The organism is Atlantibacter sp. RC6 (assembly GCF_014193285.1).
Classification (GTDB): Bacteria; Pseudomonadota; Gammaproteobacteria; order Enterobacterales; family Enterobacteriaceae; genus Atlantibacter.
This window is the reverse complement of the sequence record NZ_JACHZE010000008.1, coordinates 90502-106072: the sequence shown is the minus strand read 5'-3', so window position 1 is coordinate 106072 and position 15571 is coordinate 90502. Positions and strand designations below refer to the sequence as shown.

General features: G+C 51.9%; 13 protein-coding genes, 2 tRNA genes and 3 other RNA genes. 8 read left to right on the top strand and 10 right to left on the bottom strand.

The window, feature by feature from the left end; all coding sequences use genetic code 11:
• Window positions 1–90 precede the first annotated feature (90 nt).
• Window positions 91–984, bottom strand: a complete 894-nt coding sequence (locus FHW74_RS17140; protein ID WP_183171578.1) for a DMT family transporter — start codon at window positions 982–984, stop codon at window positions 91–93.
• Between the two features lie 107 nt (window positions 985–1091).
• On the opposite strand from FHW74_RS17140, the gene FHW74_RS17135 reads away from it, so the two are divergent.
• Window positions 1092–1538: an Lrp/AsnC family transcriptional regulator gene (locus FHW74_RS17135; RefSeq protein WP_183171577.1), complete on the top strand. Its 447-nt coding sequence runs from the start codon at window positions 1092–1094 to the stop codon at window positions 1536–1538.
• Window positions 1539–1569: 31 nt separating this feature from the next.
• Window positions 1570–2460 carry an oxidoreductase gene (locus FHW74_RS17130; protein WP_183171576.1) on the top strand — a complete coding sequence of 297 codons (891 nt, stop codon included), beginning with the start codon at window positions 1570–1572 and terminating at the stop codon, window positions 2458–2460.
• Window positions 2461–2462: 2 nt separating this feature from the next.
• Here FHW74_RS17130 and FHW74_RS17125 read toward each other — a convergent pair.
• The 7 genes from FHW74_RS17125 to FHW74_RS17095 form a co-directional block, all read right to left on the bottom strand.
• Window positions 2463–2594: non-coding RNA, RtT sRNA (locus FHW74_RS17125), on the bottom strand.
• A 43-nt stretch (window positions 2595–2637) separates the two neighbouring features.
• Window positions 2638–2769, bottom strand: a non-coding RNA gene (locus FHW74_RS17120) — RtT sRNA.
• A 43-nt stretch (window positions 2770–2812) separates the two neighbouring features.
• Window positions 2813–2944: non-coding RNA, RtT sRNA (locus tag FHW74_RS17115), on the bottom strand.
• A 43-nt stretch (window positions 2945–2987) separates the two neighbouring features.
• A tRNA-Tyr gene (locus tag FHW74_RS17110) sits at window positions 2988–3072 on the bottom strand.
• A 35-nt stretch (window positions 3073–3107) separates the two neighbouring features.
• Window positions 3108–3192: transfer RNA gene (locus tag FHW74_RS17105), tRNA-Tyr, on the bottom strand.
• A gap of 151 nt (window positions 3193–3343) precedes the next feature.
• Window positions 3344–4186: a formyltetrahydrofolate deformylase gene (purU, locus tag FHW74_RS17100; protein ID WP_183171575.1), complete on the bottom strand. Its 843-nt coding sequence runs from the start codon at window positions 4184–4186 to the stop codon at window positions 3344–3346.
• A gap of 49 nt (window positions 4187–4235) precedes the next feature.
• Window positions 4236–4694: a YchJ family protein gene (locus FHW74_RS17095; protein WP_183171574.1), complete on the bottom strand. Its 459-nt coding sequence runs from the start codon at window positions 4692–4694 to the stop codon at window positions 4236–4238.
• A gap of 409 nt (window positions 4695–5103) precedes the next feature.
• Between FHW74_RS17095 and rssB the strand changes: the two genes are divergently transcribed.
• From rssB to FHW74_RS17075, 4 genes are all read left to right on the top strand, one after another.
• The gene (gene rssB / locus FHW74_RS17090; RefSeq protein ID WP_183171573.1) at window positions 5104–6117 is read left to right on the top strand and encodes a two-component system response regulator RssB; all 1014 of its coding nucleotides are present in this window, start codon (window positions 5104–5106) and stop codon (window positions 6115–6117) included.
• Between the two features lie 200 nt (window positions 6118–6317).
• Entirely contained in the window at window positions 6318–7226 is a 909-nt protein-coding gene (gene galU, locus FHW74_RS17085) for a UTP--glucose-1-phosphate uridylyltransferase GalU (protein ID WP_183171572.1), read from the top strand.
• A gap of 23 nt (window positions 7227–7249) precedes the next feature.
• On the top strand, window positions 7250–8593 hold the full coding sequence (locus FHW74_RS17080; RefSeq protein ID WP_183171571.1) for a UDP-glucose/GDP-mannose dehydrogenase family protein: 1344 nt from the start codon (window positions 7250–7252) through the stop codon (window positions 8591–8593).
• Between the two features lie 11 nt (window positions 8594–8604).
• Window positions 8605–9618 carry an NAD-dependent epimerase gene (locus FHW74_RS17075; protein ID WP_183171570.1) on the top strand — a complete coding sequence of 338 codons (1014 nt, stop codon included), beginning with the start codon at window positions 8605–8607 and terminating at the stop codon, window positions 9616–9618.
• A 65-nt stretch (window positions 9619–9683) separates the two neighbouring features.
• Here FHW74_RS17075 and hns read toward each other — a convergent pair whose 3' ends face one another.
• On the bottom strand, window positions 9684–10097 hold the full coding sequence (gene hns, locus FHW74_RS17070) for a histone-like nucleoid-structuring protein H-NS (protein WP_125294334.1): 414 nt from the start codon (window positions 10095–10097) through the stop codon (window positions 9684–9686).
• Window positions 10098–10656: 559 nt separating this feature from the next.
• Between hns and tdk the strand changes: the two genes are divergently transcribed.
• Window positions 10657–11262, top strand: a complete 606-nt coding sequence (tdk, locus tag FHW74_RS17065) for a thymidine kinase (RefSeq protein WP_183171569.1) — start codon at window positions 10657–10659, stop codon at window positions 11260–11262.
• A 79-nt stretch (window positions 11263–11341) separates the two neighbouring features.
• Here tdk and adhE read toward each other — a convergent pair whose 3' ends face one another.
• Complete coding sequence (gene adhE, locus FHW74_RS17060; RefSeq protein WP_183171568.1) at window positions 11342–14020, bottom strand: bifunctional acetaldehyde-CoA/alcohol dehydrogenase; 2679 nt, start codon at window positions 14018–14020, stop codon at window positions 11342–11344.
• A 476-nt stretch (window positions 14021–14496) separates the two neighbouring features.
• Here adhE and FHW74_RS17055 point away from each other — a divergent pair, with 476 nt between their 5' ends.
• The gene (locus FHW74_RS17055; protein WP_183171567.1) at window positions 14497–15144 is read left to right on the top strand and encodes a YchE family NAAT transporter; all 648 of its coding nucleotides are present in this window, start codon (window positions 14497–14499) and stop codon (window positions 15142–15144) included.
• Window positions 15145–15571 lie beyond the last annotated feature (427 nt).

Here is a 15571-nt window from a genome sequence, read left to right as displayed (position 1 = left end):
CCTACGGAGCAGACGGGGCGACCAGCGGGTTGGGCGTCCCTCCGGGAACCCAATCCCGCTGTTTCCCCTGATAACCTTGGGTGGGCGGTGTTATTTTGCTTCATTATGCGTTGGCAATGTTTGCGCCCGTTTTTCTCCCCACCCCAGATTGTTACCCGCCGCAGCCAGCAGGATCAACGCGCCGCCTGCAAGTTGAATCAGGCTGAGCGTATGGTCGAAAACCAGCTTATCCACCACCACCGCCACCAGCGGATAGATAAACGACAGCGAACCGGTGATCGGCGTCAGCAGTTTCTGGATCGCCGCGTACAGCAACTGGTACATGATGCCGGTATGGACAATCCCCACGGTGAGCAGAATTCCCCACTGGATGGGTTGAAGGTCGAAGGAAATCTGCACCAGCGGCAGCAGCATCAGCGTGCCGACGACCATTTGCACCAGGGCAATTTGCTGCGGCGAAACCTGATGTAACTGGCGGGTAATCAGCGCCGTGAGGGCGTAGAAAAACGCCGCGCCGAGCGCCTGCGCCGCCCCCAACAGCCCGTTGCCCTGATGCGCCGCGCCCAGCTCGCTGGATAACACCAGCACCACGCCGCCAAACGCCAGCACTAACCACGCCCATTTCACGCTGCTGACCCGTTCCCCCAACAGCATACTCATCAACACCAGCATAAAGGGCTGGGTGTTATAGATAACGGTGGACAGGCCAATGGAGAGATGGCGGTAAGAGGCAAACAGCAGCAACCAGTTAATCACTACCGCCACGCCCCCCGCCGCCATCAACAGCAGGGTGAGGCGGCTTAGCCGCGCCAGCGGCTCGCGGCTGAGGCGAATAAACAGTAACAGGGTGACGCCGCCAATCAGGCAGCGGGCAAACACCACCTCCATTACCGGTAATCCTGAAAGCAAAACGAACGCGCCGATAGAGCCGGATATCAGCATCGCCAGGCTCATCTGCCAGACGCCGGATTGAATATTACGCATGGGCTATCTCCTCTGTGATAGCGCTATTGTGTAAAAATCGTGGCGCAGGTTACAGAGCAGAGATAAGGTTGATACAACGATTATCCTTTTATAATTAGGAACTGATCATGGATTACCTTATCGATGATATCGATCGCCAGATTCTGGCCTGCCTGGCGGAAGATGCGCGGTTATCGTTAAAAGTGCTCAGTGGCAAAGTGGGGCTCTCTTCGCCCAGCACGGCTGAACGGTTAAAACGGCTGGAAGAGAAGGGCGTGATTCAGGGCTACGGCGCGCGAATTAATCTGGCCGCGCTGGGCTATTCATTGCAGGCGCTGGTGCGGGTAAAACCGCTGCCGGGAATGCTCCATAAGGTTGAGAAAATGATCCAGGCGTTGCCAGAATGCATCGAGTGCGACAAAGTCACCGGGGAGGACTGCTTTGTGATGCGGCTGGTGGTGCGCTCCATCGACCAACTGGACGTGGTGCTGGATGGCCTGGCGGATTACGCCCAGAGCAACACCTCGATTGTGAAGAGTTCGCCGGTATCGCGACGGTTACCGCCGCTACACTGATGTTTGGTTAAGCAAATCAGGAGAACACACGATGTCAGACCGTCCAGCGATTGCCCTTGTCGGGCCGGGGGCTATCGGTACCACGATTGCCGCAGTGCTTCATGACGTTGAGCGCACACCTGTGCTTTGTGGGCGAACGGCGCATCCGCGGCTGATTCTGCGTCATGATGAGGGGGAAATCGTGGTGCCGGGCCCGGTAATGAACGATCCATCTACCGTCGGTGAACCCTTCGATCTGGTGTTCGTGGCGGTGAAAACCACCCAGATCGCCGACAGCGCCAACTGGCTGGCGGCGCTGTGCGATGAAAATACAGTGGTCTGCGCGCTGCAAAACGGCGTTGAGCAACAAGCCAGGCTGGAACCGTATGTAAACGGCGCAACCGTGCTGCCTTCGGTGGTGTGGTTCCCGGCACAGCGCGAGCCGGACGCCTCGGTCTGGCTGCGGGCGAAACCGCGCCTGACGCTGCCGGATGTGCCGCCCGCGAAACGGGTGGTCGATGCGCTCCACGGCACGCGTTGCGCGGTGGAATTGTCCGGGGATTTTACCTCTATCGCCTGGCGCAAACTGCTGCTTAACGCAGTCGCAGGGCTGATGGTACTGGCAAATCGCCGTGCCGGGATGTTTTCACGCGCCGATATCACTGAGTTGACGCTGGCTTATCTGCACGAATGCCTGGCCGTCGCCCGCGCTAAAGGTGCGGTTTTGAGCGATAGCGTGGCGCAGGAGATCATTGACGGTTTTCATCGTGCCCCGGTGGACCTGGGAACGTCTATTCTCGCCGACCGACAGGCGAATCGCCCGCTGGAATGGGATATCCGTAACGGTGTGATCCAACGGTATGGCGCTGCGTTGGGGATCCCGACACCGATCAGCGATGTGGTGGTTCCGCTACTGGCGGCAGGGAGCGAAGGGCCGGGTTGAAATGGTGGTGGGGGAAGGATGACTCAGCGCTACGCGCTTCGCCTTTCGGGTCGTTGCCTGCGGCAACGCGTTCTCGCTGGCGCTCGAATCGAACCTTAGTCGAAGCTTCTCATCCTTCCCCGTTCGGTGAAGTATGTCGCTTTGTAGGTTTACTGGATTTCAGTGGCGTCTTGAAGATGGTGGTGGGGGAAGGATGACTCAGCGCTACGCGCTTCGCCCTTCGGGTCGTTGCCTGCGGCAACGCGTTCTCGCTGGCGCTCGAATAGAACCTTAGTCGAAGCTTCTCATCCTTCCCCGTTCGGTGAAGTATGTTGCTTTGTAGGCTGACTGGATTTCAGTGGCGTCTTTGAAATGGTGGTGGGGGAAGGATGACTCAGCGCTACGCGCTTCGCCCTTCGGGTCGTTGCCTGCGGCAACGCGTTCTCGCTGGCGCTCGAATCGAACCTTAGTCGAAGCTTCTCATCCTTCCCCGTTCGGTGAAGTATGTTGCTTTTTAGGTTTACTGGATTTCAGTGGCGTCTTGAAGATGGTGGTGGGGGAAGGATTCGAACCTTCGAAGTCGATGACGGCAGATTTACAGTCTGCTCCCTTTGGCCGCTCGGGAACCCCACCAGGGGTAATTCATATTGTAGAGGTACTGCCTGAGATGGTGGTGGGGGAAGGATTCGAACCTTCGAAGTCGATGACGGCAGATTTACAGTCTGCTCCCTTTGGCCGCTCGGGAACCCCACCACGGGGTAATGCGTTGTTAATCACTTCCTGACCGGGAAGCGGGGCGCATCATATCAAATGAAACGCCCCTGTAAAGTATTGCTTTACGGAAAATGTGCCGTTTGCGTACTTTTTACTCTTAACGACGGAAAGCTAATCAAGACGTTAGGGGTTAAAGCAGGATTGTGCGGTTACCGTAAACAAATACGCGCTGCGCCAGCACATGGTACAGCGCGCGGCTGAGTACGTTTTTCTCCACATCGCGACCGGCGCGCATCATATCTTCCGCTGTGTAGCTGTGATCCACGTGAATCACGTCCTGCATAATGATCGGGCCTTCGTCGAGATTGTCATTCACGTAGTGCGCCGTCGCGCCGATGATTTTCACCCCGCGCTCGTAAGCCTGGTGATACGGGCGCGCGCCGATAAACGCCGGCAGGAATGAGTGGTGAATATTGATAATCTGGTTGGGGAATCGCGCCACGAACTCCGGCGTTAATACGCGCATATATTTTGCCAGCACCACGTAATCCGGCTGGTACGACTCAATCGCCTCAGCCATCTTGTTGTCGTGCTCTTCGCGGGTCAGCCCTTCGTGGCTGACCAACTGGAAGGGAATGTCAAAACGCTCCACCAGCGTGCGCAGCGTGTCATGGTTGCCAATCACCGCGGCGATTTCCACATCAAGGCCGCCGTAATTGGCCTTCATCAACAAATCGCCCAGACAGTGCGCTTCTTTGGTGACCAGAATCACGACCCGGCGACGACCGGCGGGATTTAACTCGCGCAGCGAACCCGGCGGCAGCGCGCCGTCCAGATCGGCCAGCAGCGTCGCGTCGTTGAAAATGCCTTCCAGCTCGGTACGCATAAAAAAGCGCCCGGTGCGATGGTCGACAAACTCATTGTTCTGGACGATGTTCAGCTCGTGCTTGTAGCAAATATTGGTGATGCGCGCGATTAACCCTTTCTGATCCGGGCAGATAGTGCGCAGTACTTTACGTTGAATAGATTGCATTACCGGGAAAATCCTGTTGAGTGTCTGCTTATCGAGTGCTGTTAAGGCCTTATTGCCCGCAACACTTTTTAAATTTTTTACCTGACCCGCAAGGGCAAGGATCGTTACGTCCAAATTCCGGGCGCTGTCCGTCTATATAATACCAATGTCCGTTTTCGAACAAGAAACGTGAGCGCTCGATAATTGCGCCATTACGCTGGTTTTCACAGTAGCGCGCCACAAAGCTGACGAAGCCTTCGTTTTCGCTTCGGCCCGCCGCTTCTTCAAAAACGGTCAGCCCCAGCCACTGCGTACCGGCGAACCCGGCCTCAATATCGGCGCGGAACGTCGCAGCCTGGACGGAGGGATGCCAAGTTTTAATCAGATAATCCGCGTTCTTCGTCACAAAAGCACAATAACGAGACCGCATAAGCCGCGCTGGAGTCGGTGCCGCCACGTTTGCACTAATATAAGGCGCGCAACATAGGCTATACTCCAGAGCGCTGCCACAAGGACAAAGCTGCGACAAAGCGTGGCTCCTTGAATAAAAATAAACGGCGTACATCGCCAGGCGGCTCTATGTTAACTGACTGGCAGCATTGATGCCATGCTGTGAAGAACCGGGGGAGCAATCGAGACGAAATGAGAGTGATATTCAGTGGACTGGCTCGCGCCAGAAGAGTGGACTCGATTGATGCATTAACTGTTTTACGAAACACATTGTTATCAGAGACAGAGCCAACGCTCACACAGGCGGCACGCCAATCTGGCGAACCGCATTCCGACGATCTCAACGCTCGTCATCGTTCAAATCTCGTGCAGGCGCTTGCCTCCACGCGGTTTTACCAGGCGTTTCGTTCACTTCTTCAGGATATTCTGACAGGCGATAGCGGCTCAGACATGCCACTATTTAATTATCGTCAGTCAGAGGTGATCGCATGACCCAGCCCTTGTCCGGAAAAAAGATCCTCATTGTTGAAGACGAGCCGGTATTCCGCTCGTTACTGGACTCCTGGTTGGCTTCCCTGGGCGCGATAACCACCGTTGCCGTCGATGGTGTCGAAGCCCTGGAAAAAATGAGTGAGGCGGTGCCTGACCTGCTGATTTGCGATCTCGCTATGCCGCGTATGAACGGGTTGAAGCTGGTGGAGCATGTGCGTAATGAAGGCCATCAGCTGCCGATTCTGGTGATATCCGCCACCGAAAATATGTCCGATATCGCCAAAGCGCTGCGCCTCGGCGTCCAGGATGTGATTTTAAAACCGGTGAAAGATTTAAACCGGCTGCGTGAAACGGTCTTTTCCTGCCTGTATCCTGCGATGTTTAACTCCCGCGTCGAAGAAGAAGAACGCCTGTTCCAGGACTGGGACGCGCTGGTCAGCAATCCTCAGGCGGCGGCGACGCTGCTTCAGGAGTTGCAGCCGCCGGTGCAGCAGGTGATCTCCCACTGCCGGGTCAATTACCGTCAACTGGTGTCCGCTAATGAACCCGGTATGGTGCTCGATATCGCGCCGCTTTCCGATCGCGACCTGGCGTTTTATTGCCTTGATGTGACCCGCGCGGGAAATAACGGCGTACTGGCGGCATTATTATTACGCGCGCTGTTCAACGGGCTATTACAGGAGCAGCTCTCGCGCCAGAAACAGCGCTTGCCGGAACTGGGGCATTTGCTCAAACAAGTTAATCAGTTGTTGCGTCAGGCGAATTTAACCGGCCAGTTTCCTTTATTAGTCGGTTACTACCACAGCGGATTAAAAAATCTGATATTAGTCTCAGCGGGTCTTAACGCAACGCTTAATACCGGTGAGCAACAAATTCAACTCAGCAACGGTGTTCCTTTAGGCACCTTAGGCAATACTTATTTAAATCAAATTAGCCAGCCGTGCGAAGCATGGCAATGCCAGATTTGGGGGGCGGGCGGCCGTTTACGTTTGATGCTGTCTGCGGAATAACCGTTTGATTTAAAAATGTCAGAATGCTTTTCCTGCCGCGATGAGCGAGGTGCTAATATCGCGGCAACTTCTTCATATTAGTCCGAATTTGCCGCGCTTCGGCGTGTTCAGCCCCTATGACGTTTTTATGCTGATATACTCGAACGCGATATTTAATTGACGAACAAGTATAAAACTTGAACGGTTCAGGAGAAATTTACATGGCTGCCATTAATTCCAAAGTGAAAAAAGCAGTAATTCCGGTTGCGGGTCTGGGGACTCGCATGCTGCCTGCAACAAAGGCGATCCCAAAAGAAATGCTGCCTTTGGTAGATAAGCCCCTGATTCAATATGTAGTTAACGAATGTATCGCAGCGGGTATCACCGAGATTGTGCTGGTGACCCATTCCTCTAAAAACTCCATCGAAAACCATTTCGATACCAGTTTCGAACTGGAAGCGATGCTGGAAAAACGCGTTAAGCGCCAGCTGCTGGCAGAAGTGCAATCTATCTGCCCGCCGCACGTCACCATTATGCAGGTGCGTCAGGGTCTGGCTAAAGGTCTGGGCCACGCGGTGATGTGCGCCCATCCGGTAGTCGGCGACGAGCCGGTAGCGGTGATCCTGCCGGACGTTATCCTCGATGAATTTGAATCCGATCTCTCCCAGGACAACCTGGCGGAAATGATCCAGCGCTTCGATGAAACCGGCCATAGCCAAATCATGGTTGAGCCAGTTGAAGACGTCACCGCATACGGCGTGGTGGACTGCAAAGGCGTTGAGCTGAATCCGGGCGACAGCGTACCGATGGTTGGTATCGTAGAGAAGCCTAAAGCGAACGTGGCGCCGTCTAATCTGGCGGTCGTTGGCCGTTACGTGCTGGGCGCGGATATTTGGCCGCTGCTGGCGAAAACCCCTCCGGGAGCAGGCGATGAAATCCAGCTGACCGACTCGATTGCGATGCTGATGGATAAAGAAACCGTTGAAGCCTACCACATGAAAGGCAAGAGCCACGATTGCGGCAACAAACTCGGCTATATGCAGGCGTTTGTCGAATACGGTATTCGTCACAACACCCTGGGCGAGGAATTTAAAACCTGGCTTGAAGGCGCGGTCGGCGTTAAGAAATAAGCTTCTCACCGCAGGATAATGCAATGAAAGTAACCGTATTTGGTATTGGCTATGTCGGTCTGGTACAGGCCGCCGTGCTGGCGGAAGTCGGTCACGATGTCATGTGTATTGATGTTGACGCCCAGAAAGTCGAGAACCTCAAGCAGGGGATCATCCCGATTTTTGAGCCGGGCCTGACGCCGCTGGTAAAGAAAAATTATGAAGAAGGACGCCTTCACTTCAGCACCGATGCGAAAGAGGGCGTCGATCACGGCGTGATGCAGTTTATCGCCGTGGGCACGCCGCCAGATGAAGACGGCTCTGCCGATCTGAAATATGTGACCGCCGTGGCACGCACTATCGCCGAACATATGACGGACCATAAAGTCGTGCTGGATAAATCCACGGTGCCGGTTGGCACTGCGGATAAAGTCCGCAAGGTTATGGCTGAGACGCTTCGCGCGCGCGGCAGCGATCTGAGTTTTGATGTGGTGTCGAATCCCGAGTTCCTGAAAGAAGGCGCGGCGGTATCGGACTGCATGCGTCCTGAGCGCATCGTCATTGGTACTGATAATAATGATGTGGTCGATCTGCTGCGTGAACTGTACGAGCCGTTTAACCGCAACCATGACCGCCTGATTTTAATGGATATCCGTAGCGCAGAGCTGACCAAGTATGCCGCAAACTGCATGCTGGCGACCAAAATCAGCTTTATGAACGAGATCTCCAACCTGGCGGAGCGTCTGGGTGCCGATATCGAAAAAGTGCGTCAGGGCATCGGTTCCGACTCACGTATCGGCTACCACTTTATCTACCCTGGCTGCGGCTACGGCGGTTCCTGCTTCCCGAAAGACGTTCAGGCGCTGATCCGCACCGCTGAGCAAATCGGCTATGTGCCGCGCATCCTGAAAGCGGTGGAAGAGGTCAATGAAGATCAAAAGATGAAACTCCCTGAGTTCATCACTCGTCATTTCGGTGAAGATCTTCAGGGTAAAACTTTCGCGCTGTGGGGACTGTCGTTTAAGCCCAACACCGATGATATGCGTGAAGCCTCCAGCCGTGTGCTGATGGAAGAACTCTGGAAGCGCGGTGCGGTCGTTCAGGCTTTCGACCCGGAAGCGATGGATGAGACGCAGCGGATTTATGGCCATCGCGCGGATTTACGCCTGATGGGCACCAAAGAAGCGGCGATGCAGGGCGCAGATGCGCTGGTGATTTGTACCGAATGGCAGGCTTTCCGTGCGCCCGACTTCGATGCCATTAAAAAATCACTGAAACAACCAGTTATCTTTGATGGCCGTAATCTGTATGATCCCGTCAGGCTCGACAAGCGCGGCTTTGTTTATTATGCAATTGGCCGTGGAGCATCTATTAATATTGCAGAGTAAATGAGGGTGATATGAAATTTCTGGTTACCGGCGCAGCAGGCTTTATCGGTTTTCATGTAAGTGAGCGTCTGCTTGCTGCCGGTCACCAGGTTATCGGAATCGATAACCTGAATGACTACTACGACGTTAATCTCAAACTTGCCCGCCTCGATCTTCTCAAAAAGCATTCCGCCTTTCGCTTTGACAAAATAGACCTCGCCGATCGTGAAGCCATGGCGACGTTATTTTCAACAGAACACTTTCAGCGCGTGATTCATCTTGCGGCTCAGGCCGGGGTGAGATATTCGCTGGAAAACCCCCATGCGTATGCGGAGGCTAACCTGACAGGCCATTTAAATGTCCTTGAAGGGTGCCGCCACAATAAAATTGAGCATTTATTATACGCTTCTTCCAGCTCCGTTTATGGCCTGAACCGTAAAATGCCTTTTTCCACGCAAGATTCAGTCGATCATCCGGTATCTTTCTACGCAGCGACAAAAAAAGCTAATGAATTAATGTCGCACACCTATTCTCATCTCTATGGATTACCCACAACAGGGCTACGCTTTTTTACCGTTTACGGGCCGTGGGGGCGTCCTGATATGGCGCTGTTTAAATTTACTCAGGCCATCATTGAAGGCAAAAGTATCGATGTTTATAACCATGGACAGATGCGCCGCGACTTTACTTATATAGACGATATCGCCGAGGCAATTGTTCGTTTGCAGGATGTTATACCTGAGCCAGATTCTGAATGGACGGTGGAAGAAGGATCGCCAGCAACCAGCTCTGCGCCATATCGTGTCTACAATATCGGTAATAGTTCGCCGGTGGCTCTGATGGATTATATCTCGGCGCTTGAAAAAGCCCTTGGTAAAGAAGCGATTAAGAATATGCTACCGATGCAGCCTGGGGACGTACTGGCCACCAGCGCGGATACACAGGCGTTATATGAGGTTATTGGCTTTAAACCGCATACCTCGGTCGAGGAAGGCGTTCAGCAATTTGTTGACTGGTATAAAAAATTCTACGCTATCGCTAATTAATGACTGTCAGTGAATAAAAAATAAAAATCCCGCCAGAGCGGGATTTTTTACTGAGCGTTGAAAACTTACTCGTTGATCAAGAAATCGTCGAGCTGTTTGCCTTGCTCTTCGATAGCTTTTTTGATCACTGCCGGTGTGCGGCCCTGGCCAGTCCAGGTTTTGCTTTCGCCGTTTTCATCAATATAGCTATATTTAGCCGGGCGAGCAGCACGCTTTGCTTTAGCGCCAGTTTTAACCGCCGCCATGCTGTTCAGTAATTCATTCGGGTCAATACCGTCAGCAATCAGCATTTCGCGATACTGCTGTAATTTACGAGTGCGTTCTTCGATTTCAGCAGCAGCTGCGCTTTCTTCTTCGCGGCGCTCAGATACAACAACTTCTAATTTCTCCAGCATTTCCTCAAGCGTTTCGAGGGTGCATTCTCTTGCCTGCGCACGAAGAGTACGGATGTTGTTCAGAATTTTAAGTGCTTCGCTCATTGTAGTAATCTCAAACTTATATTGGGGGGGTTTGTTGAGCTAATAATAGAGCCTTAAATTAATTTTCGCAATAGGGCGAAATGTAAGGAATTCAAAATTACAGAATATATGTTAGCGTTCCTAAATATTATCTTGAGCATTTTTCTTGAACAACCGCACAAAAAAAGCGGGAGTAAGGTAAATTTCAGACAAAATATTGCGTATTGGATAACTAAACTCGCGGCCTGAGCAGGGCGATATTGCGGGCCCGTATTAATATCATCCTAATGTATTATGGAGTCCATACTGAGGGAAAAATCCTACCTTTATATATACATTTAGCGATGCGTTTAATGAAGACGGATTATTTGAAAAATACTGTTATTTCTGTGGCTTACGCTGAGCTTACGATAATCGACCCGAACCTCTCGCACAAAAATTAAACGCCAATTTTTATATATAATGACGATGCGGGTGTAGCAGAAACCCCCATGCATGGATGCCTCAGCGCTGCCTGCCCAGAAGAATATGGTACAATCGCGCCTAAGAAAATTACATGACGAACGGAGTGATGCGGCGAATGGCGCAACTATATTTTTACTACTCGGCAATGAATGCAGGTAAGTCCACCGCGCTACTTCAATCTTCGTGGAATTACCAGGAAAGAGGGATGAGAACGCTGGTCTATACCGCTGAGATTGATGACCGCTTCGGTACCGGCAAGGTGACGTCGCGTATCGGCCTCTCATCGCCATCACGGCTATTTAATCCCAACACTGACTTGTACACCGATATTCACGCTGAGCATCAGCGTGAAGCGATTCACTGCGTTCTGGTGGACGAAAGCCAGTTTCTGACCCGTGAGCAGGTGTATGCGCTTTCTGAAGTGGTAGATAATCTGGATATCCCCGTACTCTGTTATGGATTACGCACTGATTTCCGTGGGGAATTATTTAGCGGTAGCCAATATTTGCTGGCCTGGTCGGATAAACTGGTCGAGCTGAAAACCATTTGCTATTGCGGCCGTAAGGCCAGCATGGTGTTGCGTTTAGACCAACATGGCAGGCCCTATAACGAAGGCGAACAGGTGGTAATAGGGGGCAATGAGCGTTATGTCTCGGTGTGCCGTAAGCATTATAAAATCGCCCTGGCGACAGGCTCCCTGAAAGAGATCCAGAATAAGTAACCCCATCCGTCGTTAAGGTTATTAGAAGGACTAAAAAAACCCGCCATTAAGGCGGGTTTTTATTATTGCCGGTTAAGTATCAGGCAGATTTTTTCGCTTTTTTCTCAGCTTTCACCGGTGCGACGACGACTTCTTTCTTCGCAACGCCACCTTCTGAGAATTCACGACCGTAGAAGGTATCCATCAGAATCTGTTTCAGTTCGGAGATCAGCGGATAACGCGGGTTCGCGCCGGTGCACTGGTCATCGAATGCATCTTCAGACAGTTTATCTACGTGGGCCAGGAAGTCAGCTTCCTGAACGCCGGCTTCACGAATTGATTTCGGAATACCCAGTTCAGCTTTAACGCTTTCCAGCCAGGCCAGCAGTTTCTCGATTTTCGCAGCGGTACGGTCGCCCGGCGCGCTCAGACCTAAGTGGTCCGCGATTTCTGCGTAACGGCGACGCGCCTGCGGACGGTCGTACTGGCTGAATGCCGTCTGCTTGGTCGGGTTGTCGTTGGCGTTATAGCGGATTACGTTACAAATCAGCAGGGCGTTTGCCAGACCGTGCGGAATATGGAACTGAGAACCCAGTTTGTGCGCCATAGAGTGGCAAACACCCAGGAAGGCGTTAGCAAACGCAATACCCGCGATGGTTGCAGCACTGTGGACACGCTCACGCGCTACCGGGTTTTTAGACCCTTCATGGTAAGACGCCGGCAGGTTTTCTTTGAGCAGTTTCAGGGCTTGCAGCGCCTGGCCGTCAGAGAATTCGCTCGCCAGTACAGACACGTAAGCTTCCAGAGCGTGAGTTACCGCATCCAGGCCGCCAAAGGCGCACAGGGATTTCGGCATGTCCATTACCAGGTTGGCATCGACAATAGCCATATCCGGGGTCAGCGCGTAGTCTGCCAGCGGATATTTCTGACCCGTCGCATCGTCGGTCACTACCGCGAACGGGGTGACTTCAGAACCGGTACCGGAAGTGGTGGTGACGGCGATCATCTTCGCTTTCACGCCCATTTTCGGGAACTTGTAGATACGTTTACGGATATCCATAAAGCGCAGCGCCAGTTCTTCGAAGTGGGTTTCCGGGTGCTCGTACATTACCCACATGATTTTCGCGGCATCCATCGGGGAACCACCGCCCAGCGCGATAATCACGTCGGGTTTGAAGGAGTTCGCCAGCTCTGCGCCTTTACGCACGACAGACAGCGTCGGGTCAGCTTCTACTTCAAAGAACACTTCCACTTCAACGCCCGCAGCTTTCAGAACAGAGGTGATCTGGTCAGCATAGCCGTTGTTGAACAGGAAACGGTCGGTCACGATAAGCGCACGTTTGTGGCCGTCAGTAATCACTTCATCCAGCGCGATAGGCAGAGAGCCGCGGCGGAAGTAGATGGATTTCGGAAGTTTGTGCCACAACATGTTTTCTGCTCGCTTGGCCACGGTTTTCTTGTTGATCAGGTGTTTCGGACCCACGTTTTCAGAGATGGAGTTACCACCCCAGGAACCACAACCCAGCGTCAGGGAAGGGGCCAGTTTGAAGTTGTACAGGTCGCCGATACCACCCTGAGAAGCCGGGGTGTTGATCAGAATACGGGCGGTTTTCATTTTGTTGCCGAACAGGCGAACGCGTTCCGGCTGGTTGTCCTGGTCGGTATACAGGCAAGAGGTGTGGCCGATACCACCCATTTCCACCAGTTTCTCTGCTTTAGTTACCGCGTCGTCAAAATCTTTGGCGCGGTACATTGCCAGAGTCGGAGACAGTTTCTCGTGGGCAAAAGGTTCAGATTCGTCAACAACAGTCACTTCGCCGATCAGAATTTTGGTGTCTGCCGGTACGGTGAAGCCTGCCAGTTCAGCGATTTTAACCGCTGGCTGGCCAACGATAGCGGCGTTCAGCGCGCCATTTTTCAGGATGATGTCCTGAACGGCTTTCAGCTCGCTGCCCTGCAACATATAGCCGCCGTGAGTGGCGAAACGCTCACGCACTGCGTCATACACAGAATCCACAACCACAACGGACTGCTCGGAAGCACAGATAACGCCGTTGTCGAAGGTCTTAGACATCAGCACAGAAGCGACCGCACGCTTGATATCGGCCGTTTCGTCGATGACAACCGGGGTGTTGCCTGCGCCTACGCCGATTGCTGGTTTACCGGAGCTGTAAGCCGCTTTCACCATGCCCGGGCCGCCAGTCGCCAGGATCATATTGATATCCGGATGATGCATCAGGGCGTTGGACAGTTCGACAGAAGGCTGGTCGATCCAACCGATAAGATCTTTCGGGGCGCCTGCTGCGATAGCAGCCTGCAGTACGATGTCTGCCGCTTTGTTGGTGGCATCTTTGGCACGCGGGTGCGGAGAGAAGATGATCCCGTTGCGGGTTTTCAGACTGATTAAGGATTTAAAAATTGCGGTAGAGGTTGGGTTGGTGGTCGGAACAATACCGCAAATAATACCAATCGGCTCGGCGATGGTGATGGTCCCGAAGGTGTCGTCTTCAGACAGCACGCCGCAGGTTTTCTCATCTTTATAGGCGTTGTAGATATACTCAGAAGCAAAGTGGTTTTTAATCACTTTATCTTCTACGATACCCATACCGGATTCGGCAACGGCCAGTTTCGCGAGGGGAATTCGAGCATCAGCGGCGGCCAGGGCGGCAGCGCGGAAGATCTTGTCTACTTGCTCTTGAGTGAAGTTGGCATATTCACGCTGGGCTTTTTTCACGCGCTCGACGAGTGCGTTAAGTTCAGCGACGTTGGTAACAGCCATAAATGCTCTCCTGATAATGTTAAACTCTTTTAGTAAATCAGCTGTTCGACACGTCAGTATAGTCAGCGAGAAACAGCTTTGGTAAAGACAGTATGTGACGTAACGCTACTACCTATTATTTACCGATTTACTAAAAGAGCCTTACCTGAAACACCACTAATATATGATGTTGTTATCAATTGGGGCGTAATCAAGAGTACCCACTTCTTGGTAGAAAATGTGTGATCTGGATCAATTATTCTCAATGCTGACACCTTTCAGCAGGGGTTTTGCGAGGGTATTTGTTAACAAAATAATACTGATTACAACACGCAAATATTAAAGTTGCATGAATACAACACACCTATAACACAGATGAATAATTCCATCATTTTGAAATTATTCAGATAAATGTGCTGTGAAAGAGCGTGACGCCAGTTGAGGTTTTCCATTACATTACGCAAGCCACAACTACCCCCTGAAATGCGGAGCCTGCCGTGATGCAGTCGTTTTTTGATTTGCCGACCTATTTTAAATTTTTTATAGGATTATTTGCGCTAGTCAACCCGGTGGGTATTATCCCGGTGTTTATTAGCATGACCAGCTATCAGACGGCGGCGGCGCGCAACAAAACCAATCTCACGGCAAACCTTTCGGTAGCGATTATTTTATGGACTTCGCTGTTTCTCGGTGACGCCATCCTGCAAATCTTCGGTATTTCCATTGATTCGTTTCGCATCGCCGGCGGCATACTGGTGGTGACCATCGCGATGTCGATGATCAGCGGCAAGCTCGGTGAAGATAAGCAAAATAAGCAGGAAAAATCAGAAACCGCCATCCGCGAAAGTATTGGTGTTGTGCCGCTTGCGTTGCCGTTAATGGCCGGGCCGGGGGCGATCAGTTCGACGATTGTCTGGGGCACGCGCTACCATTCAATTTCTCATCTTATTGGTTTTTCGGTAGCGATTGCCCTGTTCGCCTTGTGCTGTTGGGGAGTATTTCGGCTGGCGCCCTGGCTGGTGAGGCTTCTCGGCCAGACCGGGATTAACGTTATCACGCGTATTATGGGCCTGCTGCTTATGGCGCTGGGAATCGAATTTATCGTGACGGGTATTAAAGCGTTATTTCCCGGACTGGTTTCCTGAAAAACTTTCATTCGAAAAAAGACGAAGCCAGGCTTCGTCTTTTTTTGATATTTTACTCGCATTATTGCAAAAAACACATTTCTGAGCGGATCCCATAACAAAAAGTGATGAAGAATAAATACGTTATTTTTCAATGAAGTATAAAAACATTCCCCCTCCACTGATTATTAATTCCTCGCCTGACCTGTTATTTCTTTCACAATCAACTCTGGTGCTTGCTGCAACATTATTGAAATGATATTAGTAATTTTGTGGCTATCGTAGAGTTATCTGCTAAAAAATAGTCAGTTGTTAATTTTATGCAAAATGTAAGGCAATCCTGTCCACACTGTTCCTGTGCAGGATGTAAAGGCTTTATTGCTTTGATTTTTAGGAATTTTTAAGCGGGTTTTGTTCTTTTGATGGTCAATAGTTATCCATTTTGACC